This is a genomic window from Occallatibacter riparius (assembly GCF_025264625.1).
GTDB lineage: Bacteria > Acidobacteriota > Terriglobia > Terriglobales > Acidobacteriaceae > Telmatobacter > Telmatobacter riparius.
The window spans coordinates 6,252,649-6,267,571 of sequence record NZ_CP093313.1 but is presented as its reverse complement, the minus strand read 5'-3'; the positions used below and the strand labels follow the sequence as shown (position 1 = coordinate 6,267,571).

Below are 14,923 nucleotides of genomic sequence, written 5' to 3'. Positions count from 1 at the left end.
GCTTTGCTGGGAGCAATCGGGTGATTTTATTCGCTGGATTCGATCAAAAAGCGGTTCTTGGCTGCTATGCTTGGCGTGAACTGAATCTTCCTTTTTCTGAAGAGGACTGTGATGCGCCTTCTGGTCGAGTGTGCTTCCGCGCGGTGGTTTGGGACTTTGGTAATGGCTGCCGGTCTGATGACCGGCGTTTCTGTTTATGGGCAAGGCGCCGGCACTGAGAAGCTGCATTTGATGCCGCTGCCCTCGTCAGTGCAGATGGGGCAGGGCGAGCTGGTGCTGGGAACGAACTTCAAGGCCGGCTTTGATGGCCAGCACGATGCTCGGCTGGATGCGGCGCTGGACCGGTTTCTAGTGCAGCTCGATCGGCAGTGCGGGGGGATTCGGCGGGCGCAACATGATGCTGCGCAGAACGCTGCGCTTGTCCTGACGGTGAAAGTAGCGGGGCCTGGTGGCGCGGTGCAGAGCGTGGACGAGGACGAGAGCTACAAGCTGACGGTTTCGGCGAGCGCGGCGCAGTTGAGTGCGGCGACCGATGTGGGCGCGATGCACGGGATGGAGACGCTGCTGCAACTCGCGGATATGAAGGAAGGCGCGTGCAGGCTGCCGGCGGTGAGCATTGATGATGTGCCGCGGTTCCGGTGGCGGGGATTGCATTTGGATGTGAGCCGGCATTTCGAAACTGTCGAGGTGATCAAGCGGACGCTGGATGGGATGGCGGTGGCGAAGCTGAACGTCTTCCACTGGCACCTGAGCGATGACCAGGGGTTCAGGGCGGAGAGCAAGAAGTTTCCGCGCTTCACGCAGGTTGCGTCGGACGGGCTCTTCTATACGCAAGAGCAGATGAAGGACGTTGTCGCTTACGCGCGGGCGCGGGGGATTCGCGTGGTGCCGGAGTTCGATATGCCGGGGCACACGTCGAGCTGGCTGGTGGCCTATCCCGAGTTTGGAGCGGAGGAGATCAAGGAGATGCCGATCACGTTCGGGATTCCGCAGGCCGAGCTGGATCCGAGCAACGAGAAGACATACAAGTTTCTCGACGAGTTGATTGGGGAGATGGGGGCGATTTTTCCGGACGCGTACTTCCACATTGGCGGCGACGAGACGAAGGGCAAGGGGTGGGAAGAGAATCCGCGGATTGCAGAGTTCATGAAGAAGAAGGGCTTTGATAAGCCGGAGAAGCTGCAGGCGTATTTCAACCAGCGGCTGCTGCCGATCTTGCAGAAGCACGGCAAGAAGATGATGGGGTGGGACGAGATTCTGACGCCGGAGCTGCCGAAGGACATCATGGTGCAGAGCTGGCGCGGAGAGAAGAGCCTGGCTGCAGGTGCGGAGCAGGGCTATGTAGGGATTTTGTCGGCGCCGTACTACCTGGACGCGATGAAGACGAGCGAGATGATGTTCCTGGCGGACCCGATTCCGGCGGATACGAAGCTGACGCCGGAGCAGCAGAAGCTGATCTGGGGCGGCGAAATCTGCATGTGGGGCGAGCAAATCAATCCGGAGACGGTGGACTCGAGAATTTGGCCGCGGAGCCTGGCGATTGCGGAGCGGTTCTGGTCGCCGCAGTCGGACCGTGATGTGGCGGATATGTATCGGCGGCTGAGGGCGGCTTCGCTTGAGCTGGAAGATGTGGGCCTGACGCATGTTTCGGGGCCGCAGACGTTGCGACGGAATCTGGCTGGATCGGCGCATCCGGAGGCGTTGAATGTGATGGCGGCGGCGGTGGAGCCGGCGACGTTCGGCGAGCGCTACCAGGCACAGAAGACGGATCGGCTGACGTCGCTGGACCGGATGATTGATGCGGTTGTGCCCGATCCGCCGGCGCGACAGGAGATTGCGCGACAGGTGGATGCGGCGCTGAGCGGCGACAAGGCGGCGGCGATGAAGCTGCGGCGGCGGTTTGAGAGCTGGCAGGAAGTTGCGCCGGAGATTCAGGCGATGGCGGCGCAGTCGGCGCGGCTGTCAGACCAGTCGGATCGTGCGCGGCAGCTAGGTGCGCTGGGGACGGCGGGGCTGGAGGCGCTGGCGTTCATCGAGACGCATGCGGCTGCGCCGAGCGCGTGGGTGGATGCGCAGAAGGCGGCGATTGAAGAGGCGAAGAAGCCGTCGGGGCTGACGCGGTTTGTGTTTCTGCCGGCGATGGAGAAGTTGATCGAGGCGGCGGGTGCTCCGGCCCGCTGAGTTTACGAACAGGAGATTTGGGGCGCGGCAGAGGATGCCGCGCTCTTTTCGTTTTATGGGAACGAGATGCGGGGTGCGTTTGCGAAAGGCGGCTGGGGCGCGCATACTACGTGAACCGGAGGCCGCAGCTTCCCCTTTGATTCTGCTCGAAGAGATGCGGTGACGGGGCACTTATCTGATAACAGCACGTCTATCGTAATTAGCCGCTGGGATGCACGGCCCGGCGATGAGGAGGCATTTGATGCCTGCAGCCCATCCACTTCCCCGATCGGGGGAGACTCTTCCATTGACCTTGGGAGAACTGCGAAACAGCCACTACGCTCAAGTTGCGAACCGCTCGATTAAGGACGAGATGCGCGGAAATCTGATTGCGCTGCTGAAGAGCGGCGCGACGATTTTTCCGGGCATTGTTGGGTACGAGGATACGGTAGTGCCGCAGATTGTGAATGCGGTGCTGTCGAAGCAGAACTTCATTCTTCTGGGCCTGCGCGGGCAGGCGAAGAGCCGGATTCTGCGGGCGCTGACGGCGCTGCTGGATGAACGCACGCCGTATGTGGCTGGATGCGAGATTCGCGACAACCCGTTCCATCCGCTGTGCAGGCGCTGCCGTGAACTGGTAAGCGATCGCGGCGATGCGACTGCGATTGCCTATATGACGCGCGAGGAGCGCTATGTGGAGAAGCTGGCCACGCCGGATGTGACGGTGGCTGATTTGATTGGCGATATCGATCCGATTAAGGCGGCGCGCGGAGGCGAGAACCTTGCGAGCGAACTGACGATGCACTATGGATTGCTGCCGAGAGCGAACCGCGGGATCTTCGCGATCAATGAATTGCCGGATCTCGCGGGGAAGATCCAGGTGGCGCTGTTCAACATCATGCAGGAAGGCGATGTACAGATCAAAGGCTACCCGGTGCGGCTGGAACTGGATGTGGCTCTAGTGTTCAGCGCGAATCCTGAGGACTACACGGCGCGTGGGAAGATTGTGACTCCGCTGAAGGACAGGATCGGGTCGGAGATTCGCACGCATTATCCGGAGACGATTGAGGAAGGCATTGCGATCACTTCGCAGGAGGCGTGGGAAGCGCGCGGACCTGGGATTGAGATTCCGAGTTATATGCGCGAGATCGTAGAGTTGATCGCCTTCAGTGCGCGCGAAGACAAGAAGGTGGATAAGCGGAGTGGAGTCAGCCAGAGGCTACCTATCTCGACGATGGAGTTAGTGATCTCCAATGCGGAACGCCGGGCATTGATCAATCAAGAAGAGGTGATTGTGCCGCGGGTGAGCGATATCTACGCTGCGCTGCCGGGAATCACGGGCAAGCTCGAGCTTGAGTATGAGGGCGAGCTGAAGGGCGCCGACACCGTGGTGAAGGACCTGATTGCGACGGCGGTGCGGAAGACGTACGACAAGCACTTCGGCGACATCGACACACAGCAGATTGAGATGTGGTTCAACCTGGGCGGCACGGTGAAGCTGGATGATGCGATCAGTGCCGATGCGGCGCTGGCCGAGTTGAGCGGGATCCAGGGATTGATGGAGAAGGTATCGGCTCTGGGGCTGAAGCTATCCGATAATTCGCCGGTGTTGGTGGGCGGTGCGGAGTTTCTGCTGGAGGGTATGGTGGCGCACCGCAAGCTAAGCCGCAATGAGGAGCGTGGGTTTGGCGCGCAGGAGAAGCAATCGCGCAAGCAGGAGACGCACAAGATGGAGATTGATTACGAGGATTGGGAGAGGGGGAGGAGATCGAGGAGGGGATATAACTGAGTGGCGGAGTGGCAGCGCGCAAAAAGCAGATTCCCTGCGGGAATGACAGAAAGAAAAGCAAGTGCAAAAGCAACCGCAGATCCCTCGACTTCGCTCGGGATAACAAGCGCATTGGGTGATTCCTTATGAAGCGGGTTCGGTATCAGAAGTATTCCGGAGATTTGGCGTCGGAGGTGGATCTGGAGGATCTGCTGAAGGCGCTGTCCGACTATTTTCTGGACTCGGGATTCAGTGATCCGTTGTCGCGGTTTGGCGATTTGGAGCATGATCTGGAATCGCTGCGCGAGGCGCTGCGGAGAATTCTGGAGTCGGGCGAGTTCTTCGATCCGGAGTTGCAGGCGAAGATCGATCAACTCAGCGCAGAAGGCAAGCTGGATGAGTTGATCGATAAGTTGATCGAGCAACTGGAGCAGCAACGGTATATCTCCTATACGCAGCCGAATGGGAACGGGCATGTGGACGGGCCGGATGATTCGATGGATGAGAATGTCCGGTTTGAAGTGACGGATAAGAGCCTGGATTTCCTGGGTTATAAGACGCTGCGGGATTTGCTGGGTTCGCTGGGTAAGTCGAATTATGGACGGCATGACACGCGGCACTGGGCTACCGGTATTGAGGCAAGCGGCGGGTCGCGGAAGTATGAGTTTGGCGATGTGCTGAACCTGGATACGACGGCGACGCTGGGCGCGGCGATTGCGCGCGAGGGCCTGAAACTGCCGCTGAATCTCGAGTACGACGACCTGCATGTGCACCAGTGCGAGTATCAGAGCTCGTGCGCGACGGTGGTGATGCTGGATTGCTCGCACTCCATGATTCTTTATGGCGAGGACAGGTTTACGCCGGCGAAGCGGGTGGCGATGGCGTTGTCGCATTTGATCCGTACGCAGTATCCGGGGGATTCACTGAACCTGGTGCTCTTTCATGATTCAGCGGAAGAGATGCCGGTGGGGCAGATTGCGCGCGTGAAGGTGGGGCCGTGGCACACGAATACGCGCGAGGGACTGCGGGTGGCGCAGCGGATTCTGGCGCGCGAACGCAAGGACATGAAGCAGATTGTGATGATCACGGATGGGAAGCCTTCGGCCCTGACGCTGGAAGATGGGCGCATATACAAGAATCCTTACGGGCTCGATCCGCTGGTGGTGAACGAGACTCTGGAGGAAGTAGCGCGCTGCAAGCGGTCGAACGTGATGATCAATACGTTCATGCTGGCGCAGGATTTCGAGCTGGTGCGGTTTGTGCAGCAGGTGAGTCAGATGTGCCGGGGGAAGGCATATTTCACGAGCCCGGATAGATTAGGTGAGTATCTGCTGATGGATTTCATGTCGCGGAAATCGAAGACGATTCATTGAGTTGAACTGTCGAAGATAGAAGTCGACCGGGCATGGGAAGCGCTCTATAATCTGTCCTAATTCTCGACAGACCTTTATATGAGCCAGACCAATCTGAGTCACCAGCCGGATCTTTTGCCCGGGCCCGACGTCCATCGCAGCGAACGTGGATTCTGGGCACTGATCGTTACGCAGTTCCAGGGCGCCTTCAGCGATAACGTTCTGCGCAATCTGCTGCTGGCCATGGTTGTCGGCATGGGCCTGGATAAAGGCCATCGCGACACCTTCGTCTCCATCGTTACATTTCTCTTCTCTGTGCCGTTTGTGATCTTCAGCATGTCGGGCGGTTGGCTTGCAGACCACTTCAGCAAGCGCAAGGTGACGCTGTGGACCAAGGTGATGGAAGTGGGTGCGATGACGGTGGCTACCGCCGGACTCGCGTTGCACTCGCAGGTGATTACGCTGGCGGCGCTGGGGCTGGTGGCTACGCAGGCTGCGCTGTTTGGGCCGTCAAAGTATGGACTGCTGCCGGAGTTGCTGCCGTCTACGCGGCTGTCGTGGGGCAACGGCGTTATCGAGCTTGGCACGTTTCTCGCGATCATTCTGGGAACCGTTGCCGGTGCAGGGCTGGCTGAGCGCTTTCCGGGAGAAGAGATCTTCGCCGGATATATTTTGATCGGGCTTGCGGGAGTGGGATTCCTCACCAGCCTGGGCATCGATCGAGTGCCGGCGGCCGCACCTGCAAAGCGGTTCCGCATCAACTTCGTTGGCGATTTGTGGAAGCAGATCGGGATCATGCGCCGCGACCAGGCGCTGTTTCTCGCGGTGCTGGGCAATACGTACTTCTGGTTTCTGGGGTCGCTGCTGTTTGCGACGGTGGTGGTTTATGGGCCCGATGTGCTGCACATTGGCCCGGGCAAGACAGCCTATCTCAACGCCGCGCTTGCCATCGGCATTGGCATAGGCAGCATGGCTGCGGGCATCGTCAGTGGCAAGAAGATTGAGTACGGGCTGATTCCGCTCGGCTCGATCGGAATGACGTGCACCGGTGTGGTGCTCGGCGTAACGCATACAGGCATCATTGGTTCCGCAGTGCTGCTGTCGATTCTTGGCTTCTGGGCGGGCTTCTTCGCGGTGCCTGTGAATGCGCTGATACAGCACCGGCCCGATGAGAAGGACAAGGGCGGCATCATCGCGGCGGCGAATCTGCTGTCGTTTATCGGTATCGCGCTTTCGTCTGGTGTGTACTACGTATTCACCTCGCGCTTCATCAATCTCGATCCGAAGGAAGTGATTCTTGCTGCATCCGCGATTACGGCGGCGGGAACCGTCTATGTGCTTATCCTGCTGCCGGAGTGGTTTGGCAGGCTGATTCTGTTTTTCCTGACGCACACGATTTACAGCCTCAAGGTGCTGGGGCGGGAGAACTTTCCAGATAAGACGGGCGCGCTGCTGGTGTGCAATCACATGTCGTTTGTGGATGCAGCGCTGCTGATTGCATCGACTGACCGGCCGATTCGCTTTCTCATGTACAAGGGCATCTATGAGAATCGCGTGGTGTATCCGTTTGCGCGGATGATGAAGGCGATTCCGATATCGAGCGAGCAGCGGCCGCGCGACATGATTCGCTCGCTGCGCACGGCGACGGATGCGCTGCGCAATGACGAGATCGTTTGCATTTTCGCGGAAGGGCAGATTACGCGCACTGGACAGATGCTGCCGTTCCGGCGCGGGCTCGAGCGCATTATGAAGGGCGTGGATGCGCCGATCATTCCGGTGAATCTGGATGGCGTTTGGGGCAGCATCTTCAGCTTCGAACGCGGGCGGTTTCTGTGGAAGATGCCGCGTAAGATTCCGTATCCGGTGACGGTGAGCTTTGGGCGGCCGATGCCGGCGACGAGCACTGCGATTGATGTGCGGCGCGCGGTCCAGGAGCTGCAGGCGGACGCCTTCTACCAGCGCAAGCGCCGCATGCGGACGCTGGATCGTGCATTTGTGCGCACCGCGCGACGCTACGCACTGCGCTTCATGATGGCCGACGGCAAGACGGCGCGAGTCAGCTTCTTCTCCGCGCTGACGAAGACAATTTACATCGCGCGGCGGCTACGTGGCGTGATCGGCGAGAAGAAGATGGTTGGGCTGCTGCTGCCGCCGTCGGTTGGCGGGGCGCTGGCCAACTATGCGCTGACGCTGCTGGGGCGGATTGCGGTGAATTTGAACTACACGGCTTCAGGCGAGATCATCGCATCGTGCGCGCAGCAGTGCGATATCGATGTGGTGATTACGTCGAAGGCGTTCGTAGAACGATTCCCAAAGCTGGAGATTCCGGGGCGGGCTGTGTTTCTTGAGGATACGCTGGCTTCGCCGCGAGGGAGCGAGAAGCTGGCGGCGCTGGTGTTCGCGCTGACGCTGCCAGTGGCGTTGCTGCGCAAGGCTGTGGGTGCGCGAGGGCCGAGGCCGAAGATCGATGATCTTGCCACGGTGATTTTTTCGAGCGGAAGCACGGGAGATCCCAAGGGCGTGATGCTGTCGCATTTCAACCTGGTGTCGAACATTCAGCAGGTTTCGCAGGTGTTCATGCTGGGGCGCAGCGATAAGGTGCTGGGGATCCTGCCGTTCTTCCACTCGTTTGGATTCATGGGCGCACTTTGGATGCCGGCGGTGAATGGGCTCGGGGTTGTCTATCATCCCAATCCGTTCGATACCGGCGTGATCAGCGAGCTGGTCGAGAAGTACAGCGTCACGTTCCTCATTGCTACGCCCACGTTTTTACAGACTTATATGCGGCGGTGCAGGCCTGAGAGCTTTGGTAGTTTGCAATTCGTACTGGTGGGTGCGGAGAAGCTGCCGGAGCGCGTTGCGCTTGCATTCGAAGACACGTTTGGAATTCGTCCGCTCGAGGGCTACGGCTGCACCGAGTGCTCGCCGGTGGTCACGGTGAATGGACGCGACTTCCGCGCGCCGGGGTTCCGGCAGGTAGGCGGAAGGCGCGGTCGCATAGGGCATCCGCTGCCGGGGATTTCAGTGCGCATCGTTGATATTGATACGGGCGAGCCAGTGGCGGCCGGCACTCCCGGAATGCTGCTGGTGAAAGGGCCGAACGTGATGCAGGGATATCTGGGCAAGCCGGAGAAGACTGCGGAAGTGTTGCACGATGGCTGGTACACGACGGGCGATGTGGCGCTGATGGAAGAAGACGGTTTCCTTGCCATCACGGATCGGTTGTCGCGCTTTTCAAAGATTGCGGGCGAGATGGTTCCGCATATTCGCATTGAAGAGAAGCTTCACGAACTGGCCGGGATTACGGAGCAGGTGTTTGCGGTTACGTCATTGCCGGACGAGAAGAAGGGCGAGCGGATTGTAGTCGTGACGACACTGTCGGATGAGAAGCTCGATCCTGTTCTCGATAAGCTCGCGCAGTGCGATTTGCCCGCGTTGTGGAAGCCGCGGGCCAACCAGTTCTTCCGTGTGGATGCGTTGCCGGTACTGGGGACGGGGAAGATTGATTTGCGCGGGGTGAAAGCGGTAGCGGTGGAATTGGCTACGGCGCGGGCGTGAGCTCGTAATAGTGGTTAGTGGTTAGTAGTGAGCTTCGGCGCGGCCCTGCTCCGATCAGAAGCAACCGCAGATCCTTCCCCTTTGCCTTGCTCAGGGTCAGGATGACAAGTCGTTTTATAGGCGAGTGTCCCACCGCGGAGGGTGGGACACTCGGTTCGAGGTTACTCGGCGCGCAAGGCGATGAGTGGGCTGACGCGCGAAGCGCGAAGGGCGGGGACGTAGCCCGCTATTGCCGCAACCGCGAGGAGTGCGATGGCCATGGCGATGTAGGTCGTGCCATCCCAGGGTGAGGTTGCGAACAGCAACGATTGAATGAGGCGCGATGTTGCGATGGATGCGACTGCGCCTAGAACCACTCCGATTGCGGCGAGCCTCAGCGTGCTGACCAGCACTTGTTTGCGCACGTGCGCGGCGCTGGCGCCGAGGGCCATGCGGATGCCGATCTCCTGCGTCTGACGGGTGACAGAGTAAGAGATGACGCCGTAGATGCCGAGCGCGGCGAGTAGCAGGCCGAGAGCGGCGAATGATCCAACCAGCATGAGGAAGAAGCGACGCGGGGAGTTGGAGCGGTCAACGAGCATTTGGATTGGCTTGAACTCGGCCGCGGTCTGGTTCACATTCGCTTCGTGCAGCACGCTCATGACGCTGGTGGCGAGTTGCGCGGGCGGTAGCGTGGTGCGCACGACGAGCTGCGATCCGCTGGCGAAGTTCTGTGTGTCGGGATAGTAAATCTGCCAACCGTTCTCGCCTTCGACACTTTCGGCGTGGACGTTGTCGGCCAGGCCAATGATGCGCATGCAGGAGTTCTGATCGCACGTGTCCTTATCGCCGTCATAGAGCAGCTGCCCGACAGGATCGTTGTTCGGCCAGTGCACGAAGGAGGAGAGATACTTGGCGTACTCCGAGTCGATAACGACAACCCGTTCCCCGTCGGTGCGATCGTTCCACGAGAAATCACGCCCGCGCAGGCGAGTGCCGATGGACTGCAGATAACCTGGCGACACTACGTAGACGAGCGGGCCCGGAGGCGTCTTTTGGGGCCGAGATGCTCCGCGCGCAAAGGGCATACCCCAGGAGCGATTGCCGCCGAGAGGGATATAGTCGGTCATTCCCGCACCTTCAATGCCGGGGAGGGCGCGGACACGGTCGAGCAGAGGCTGGAAGTGCGCGGCTCGGTGGGCAAGGATCTTGTTCGTTGAGTCCTTCGAATTGCCGTCGCCATCTGCTGGGTTGTCGTTGAAATCTACGGTGACTGCTGCGGCGCGCTGGGGCTGGAAGCCGAGGTCGACGGACAGGACCTGCAGGAAGCTGCGCAGCAGGAGGCCTGCGCCGACGAGAAGCATGCAGGCGAGGGCGACTTCAGAGACGACGAGAATGGAGCGCAGGCGCTCCTGCTTGCGGCTCTGGCCGGAGCCTGAGCCGGAGTCCTTCAGAGCTTCATGCAGATTGCCGGCGGAGATGCGCAGGCCAGGCAGGAGGCCGAAGAGAATGGCCGATGTGGTGGCAATTAGCAAGGTCCAGCCGAGAGCCGCAGCGTCAATATGCAACTGGCTAAGCAAAGGCAGAGCGATGGCTCCCTGGGTGCGGAGCCATGCGATGAGGATGGCGGCGAGGAGAAGGCCGGCAACCGCGCCTGCGCCGGAGAGGATGAGGCTTTCCGTGAGGAGCTGACGGATAATGCGGCCGCGGCCTGCACCGAGAGCACCGCGCATGGCGAATTCTTTGGAACGGGACATGGCGCGGGCGAGCAGCAGGTTGGAGAGATTGACGCAGGCGATGAGAAGGATCATGCCGACAGCGGACCAGAGGACCTTGAGCGATTGCTGGAGGCGGCCGGTGACGTAGTCCTTCAGCGGTACGGGAACGACGCCGTCTTTGTAGGAAGTGCCGCAGCTGTTGGCCTGGCGGTTGTTCCAACACATGTATTGCTCGGCGGCTTTGGAATCGCCGACGGCCTGGCCGAGAGTAACGCCGGGCTTCATGCGGCCGATCATGGTGATGATGTTGCCCCAGTCGCGCGGTGGGCCGTAGAGATTGAGCGGAGTGATGGCGTCGATTTTTGCGCCGGGAGAGAACACGCCGCCGAAGTCGAACGTTTTTGGCAGCACGCCGATGACGGTGGTCTGCGTGCCATTGATGTTGAATGCTTTGCCGACGATGTCGGGATCGGCGTTGAATTGGCGGCGCCACCAGGCGTCGGAGAGAACGATGACCGGGGCTGCGCCGTTGCGAGCGTCCTCGGCCCGGAACAGGCGGCCCTTGGCGGGCTGCACGCCGAGGACGTTGAAGAAGTTGTGAATGACATCGATGCCCGTAGCAGGAACAGGCGCGCCATTGCCGATGCGCAGTTTGAGATTGCCAGGGGTGGAGAAGGCGAAGTAGCCGGTGACGTCCTGGAAGGAGCGCGTGTTCATGCGGAACTCGTCGTAAGCGTCAGTGGAGTAAGTGGCGCACGAGAGGCCGCATTTGGTGGGTGGCGGGGCGATCCAGACGAGCTCCTGCGCGTTCGGGAAGGGGAGCGGGCGCAGCATGATGGTGTTGACGACGCTGAAGACGGCGATGTTGGCTCCGATGCCGAGAGCGAGAATGAGCACCGCGACAATGGTGAACCCGGGATCGCGCATGAGTTTGCGCGTGGTGTACTTCAGGTCCTGAAGAAGGATGTCGATTTGCATAAGTCCGCGAGCCTCTCTTTGTTTCTCTCGAGCCTGCTGCATACCACCGAAGTGAATCAATGCGAGGCGCCGTGCTTCGTCGGCCGGAACGCCGTGTTCCATGTACTCGTCGATGGCGAGCTGCATGTGGGTTTCGATCTCGGCTTCGAGCTCGGCGTCCAGCGCCTTCTTGGCGAAGAAAGCCCAGACGCGGCGTCTGAATCTCTTAAGCCCGCTCATGCTTCGCCCGTCTCCTCTTCTGCGTTGGGGTCCATGGCGAAGATGCGGTCAATGACGCCGGTGAGGCGCTGCCAGTATTGCGTGTCTTCTGCAAGGCGGCGCCGGCCGGATTTGGTGATGGAGTAGAACTTGGCTTTGCGGTTGTTGCCGGAGACGCCCCATTCGGACTCGATCCATCCGCGCTGCTCGAGGCGGACGAGGGAGGCATAGATGGTGCCCTGGTTGAGCAGAACTTCGTTGGCGCTGACCTGCTCAATGCGGCGGGCGATGCCGTAGCCGTGAAGCGAGCCCATGGCGGCCAGGGTTTGCAGAACCATGAGGTCGAGGGTTCCTTGCAGCAGGTCTAGTTTCTCCGGGCTCAATTTATCTCCTGTGGCGTTGCCACAGAAGTATGACACAGGTACCTGTGGTTGTGCCACACGAATGGCAGGGGAGACGGGGGACACGGGGGACAAGGCTGTGATGAGAATCTCGGGATGGAGCGATATCGGGCGGGTATGCTTTGCCGGAGAACTGGGGCAAAGAATGGGTGAGTCGTTCCGGGACAATCTTGCATGGCAGCGGGCTATCGAACTGACCACCGCGGTTTATAAGCTCACAGCAGCCTTTCCATCCTCAGAGCGATTCGGGCTGACGGACCAGATGCGACGGGCAGCGGTTTCTGTGGCCAGTAACATCTCCGAGGGCTATGGCCGGTCCACGCGCGGCGAATATGTGCAGTTTCTGGGCCATGCCCGGGGTTCACTGTGTGAGCTACAAACGCAAATGGTGATATCAGAGGCGCTGGGATATGGCGATAAGGAGTTGCGCGGTTCGGTCGAGGAGCTATCCGCGAAGGCTAGCCTGCTGCTCAATAGATTATTCGACAAGATGAAAGAGGCGAGCCGCCGCAGCCGAACAGGCGTAAAAAGCTGAATCCAAAATAGCGCGTACCTGCGCTGTCCGCGTCTCCCACATATCCCCCGTGTCCCCCGTGTGTCCCCCCTGTCCCTCATATCCCCCGGTCCACCCTCTGATCGAGTAAGATTCGACAGAATAGCGAGATGATTTTCGGAAGGAGGCTGCATGGAGCCGGAGAGTCCGACGAGTGTGCCTGTGAGCCCATCGAATGAGATAACGCCGGTGGAAGGGGCCGTTATGACGGCGCCGCCAGATCACGATCTGCGCTGGGTATTCTTCGGCCCGGATGGATTGAGGGCAGGCTGGTCGGTGGTCATCTTTGTGTCGCTGATTGTGATGCTGGGCGCGGTTGCCAGTGCCATTGCGCGCGCCATTCATCCGCCTTCGCACAGCCATGAATTCTCGCCGGCTTCCGGCCTGATAAGTGAGTTCATGAGCGTGGTGGTGTTGATTCTGGCGGCGTGGATTGTGTCGCTTATTGAGAAGCGCAAGCTGCTGGACTATAACCTGCGCGGGGTGCGGCGCGGTTTTTATTTTGCAACGGGACTGATGTGCGGATTTGCTGCGTTGTCCGCTCTTGTGGGCGGGCTGGCCGCCGGAGGGTGGCTGCACTTTGGCCCGGTGGCGCTGAGCGGCGGACAGATTCTGGTGTACGCGGCTTTGTGGGGAGCGACCTTTCTGCTGGTGGGCTGTTTTGAAGAAGGAACGATGCGGTGCTACCTGCTGTACACATTTACGCGAGGGATCAACTTCCAGTGGGCAGCGGGACTGGTGGGTTGCGTCTCGGGCCTGCTGCTGTGGAAGGTGCACGGCGAGGGCGCGTGGGGGGCTTACATGCTGGCGCTCGGCGGGCTGCTGCCGTGTTTCTGGCTGCAGATGAAGAAGGCGCCGAGCGCGGGCTTCTGGAACGCGGCGTGGGTGACGTCGTTTCTCTTCGGAGCGGGACACACCGGAAACAACGGCGAGAACTGGATCGGGATCTTCGCGGCCGGCGCGATCGGGTTTGTGTTCTGCGTGAGCGTGTACGTGACGGGTTCGGCGTGGTGGGCGATTGGGTGCCATGCGGCGTGGGACTGGGGCGAGACCTATTTCTACGGCACAGCGGACTCGGGGATGGTGGCGAAGGGGCACCTGCTGACTGCGACGCCTGCGGGTCCGGCTTTCTGGAGCGGCGGCGCGGATGGGCCCGAAGGCAGCGTGCTGGTGCTTGGTGTAATCCTGCTAATGCTGCTGGCGATCCTGGGGCTGTATGGACGAGGGCGGCGAAGCGAGGTTGCAGCCGTGCAGACGGCGGGCTGAAGCCGTGCGAATCTGGCTCAATCGATCGGGTGAGATCAGCCTGCGCGAACAACTGATCACGCAGGTGCGGCTGGGAATTCTGTGCCGCGAGCTGAAGCCCGGGGAGCGGCTGCCGAGCACGCGGGAGTTGGCGCGGCGGTTCGGGATCCATGCCAATACGGCGAGCGCGGCGTATCGCGAGCTGGAGCAGGATGGGTGGCTGGAGTTCCGGCACGGCAGCGGCGTGTATGTGCGGGCGAGCCGGCCGGCGGTGCCTAAGTCGCCGGAATTGGCGCTTGAATTCAATGTCGACGAGCTGATTGGCGAGCTGGTGCGGAAGGCGCGGCGGGCCGGTGCGTCTGCAGAGCTGATTCGCGCGCGCATGCAGCGATGGATGGAGATGGAGCCGCCGGGGCATTGGCTGGTGATCGAGCCGGATGAAGAGCTGCGGCGCATTGTGATTACGGAGATGGAGCAGGCCGTGCGGCTCCCGGTGCTGGGGTGCGCGCCCGCGGAATGCGCGGAGGTTGCCGTGCTGCGGGGCGCGATGCCGGTGGTGCTGCCAAGCAAGGCTGCGATGGTTCGGAAGCTGTTGCCGGCGGGCGCGGAGCTGACGGTGCTGGAGGTGCATCCGGTGGCGCCGGAGTTGAGTAGTTATCTACCGGCACCGGCGGGCGTGCTGGTGGGGATTGCGTCGCGTTGGGTGGAGTTTCAGAATATTGCCCACGTTATGCTGATTGCCGTGGGGATCGCTCCAGAGAGCCTGATTGTGTGCGATGCTGCGAAGCCGGGATGGAAGCGCGGCCTGGCCGAGACAGCGGCGGTGGTGTGCGATGCGGTGACGTGTCCGGAGCTGCCGAAGGGGTGCCGGGCGATTGAGTTCCGGCTGCTGGCGGAAAAGGCGCTGGAGACGTTAAGGGCGGCGGAGCCAGTAGCCAGTAGGCCAGTAGCTCTATAGCCGGGGAGGGGATGCCCTCGCGGTGCTGCCAAACTGCCGGCGTGTTTGCTGCCGG

General features: G+C 60.8%; 9 protein-coding genes. 7 read left to right on the top strand and 2 right to left on the bottom strand.

Translation table 11 applies throughout. The features are described from left to right. Positions 1 to 111: 111 nt before the first annotated feature. The 4 genes from MOP44_RS25605 (at position 112) to MOP44_RS25590 (ending at position 8,838) form a co-directional block, all read left to right on the top strand. Positions 112 to 2,181 (top strand): beta-N-acetylhexosaminidase, encoded by a 2,070-nt coding sequence (locus MOP44_RS25605; protein WP_260793407.1) that lies wholly within the window; start codon positions 112 to 114, stop codon positions 2,179 to 2,181. A gap of 241 nt (positions 2,182 to 2,422) precedes the next feature. Then, positions 2,423 to 3,949 (top strand): sigma 54-interacting transcriptional regulator, encoded by a 1,527-nt coding sequence (locus tag MOP44_RS25600; protein WP_260793405.1) that lies wholly within the window; start codon positions 2,423 to 2,425, stop codon positions 3,947 to 3,949. A gap of 125 nt (positions 3,950 to 4,074) precedes the next feature. Further along, entirely contained in the window at positions 4,075 to 5,301 is a 1,227-nt protein-coding gene (locus MOP44_RS25595; RefSeq protein WP_260793403.1) for a vWA domain-containing protein, read from the top strand. Positions 5,302 to 5,379: 78 nt separating this feature from the next. Next, positions 5,380 to 8,838 (top strand): acyl-[ACP]--phospholipid O-acyltransferase, encoded by a 3,459-nt coding sequence (locus MOP44_RS25590; protein WP_260793401.1) that lies wholly within the window; start codon positions 5,380 to 5,382, stop codon positions 8,836 to 8,838. A gap of 161 nt (positions 8,839 to 8,999) precedes the next feature. Here MOP44_RS25590 and MOP44_RS25585 read toward each other — a convergent pair whose 3' ends face one another. Both MOP44_RS25585 and MOP44_RS25580 read right to left on the bottom strand, forming a co-directional pair. Beyond that, a complete protein-coding gene (locus MOP44_RS25585) occupies positions 9,000 to 11,732 on the bottom strand; it encodes an ABC transporter permease (protein WP_260793399.1) in 2,733 nt (910 codons plus the stop codon). Next, on the bottom strand, positions 11,729 to 12,094 hold the full coding sequence (locus MOP44_RS25580) for a PadR family transcriptional regulator (RefSeq protein ID WP_260793398.1): 366 nt from the start codon (positions 12,092 to 12,094) through the stop codon (positions 11,729 to 11,731). The genes MOP44_RS25585 and MOP44_RS25580 overlap by 4 nt, the downstream gene beginning before the upstream one ends. Positions 12,095 to 12,257: 163 nt before the next feature. Here MOP44_RS25580 and MOP44_RS25575 point away from each other — a divergent pair, with 163 nt between their 5' ends. The 3 genes from MOP44_RS25575 (at position 12,258) to MOP44_RS25565 (ending at position 14,868) form a co-directional block, all read left to right on the top strand. Further along, on the top strand, positions 12,258 to 12,647 hold the full coding sequence (locus tag MOP44_RS25575; protein WP_260793396.1) for a four helix bundle protein: 390 nt from the start codon (positions 12,258 to 12,260) through the stop codon (positions 12,645 to 12,647). Between the two features lie 150 nt (positions 12,648 to 12,797). Then, the gene (locus tag MOP44_RS25570) at positions 12,798 to 13,931 is read left to right on the top strand and encodes a CPBP family intramembrane glutamic endopeptidase (RefSeq protein WP_260793394.1); all 1,134 of its coding nucleotides are present in this window, start codon (positions 12,798 to 12,800) and stop codon (positions 13,929 to 13,931) included. A 4-nt stretch (positions 13,932 to 13,935) separates the two neighbouring features. After that, the gene (locus MOP44_RS25565; RefSeq protein ID WP_260793392.1) at positions 13,936 to 14,868 is read left to right on the top strand and encodes a GntR family transcriptional regulator; all 933 of its coding nucleotides are present in this window, start codon (positions 13,936 to 13,938) and stop codon (positions 14,866 to 14,868) included. The last annotated feature ends 55 nt before the right edge of the window (positions 14,869 to 14,923 follow it).

Bases quoted from the DNA above. Each gene is read 5' to 3' on its own strand.
- MOP44_RS25605 (WP_260793407.1), top strand. From the start codon at position 112: ATGCGCCTTCTGGTCGAGTGTGCTTCCGCGCGGTGGTTTGGGACTTTG.
- MOP44_RS25600 (WP_260793405.1), top strand. From the start codon at position 2,423: ATGCCTGCAGCCCATCCACTTCCCCGATCGGGGGAGACTCTTCCATTG.
- MOP44_RS25595 (WP_260793403.1), top strand. From the start codon at position 4,075: ATGAAGCGGGTTCGGTATCAGAAGTATTCCGGAGATTTGGCGTCGGAG.
- MOP44_RS25590 (WP_260793401.1), top strand. From the start codon at position 5,380: ATGAGCCAGACCAATCTGAGTCACCAGCCGGATCTTTTGCCCGGGCCC.
- MOP44_RS25585 (WP_260793399.1), bottom strand. From the start codon at position 11,732: ATGAGCGGGCTTAAGAGATTCAGACGCCGCGTCTGGGCTTTCTTCGCC.
- MOP44_RS25575 (WP_260793396.1), top strand. From the start codon at position 12,258: ATGGGTGAGTCGTTCCGGGACAATCTTGCATGGCAGCGGGCTATCGAA.
- MOP44_RS25570 (WP_260793394.1), top strand. From the start codon at position 12,798: ATGGAGCCGGAGAGTCCGACGAGTGTGCCTGTGAGCCCATCGAATGAG.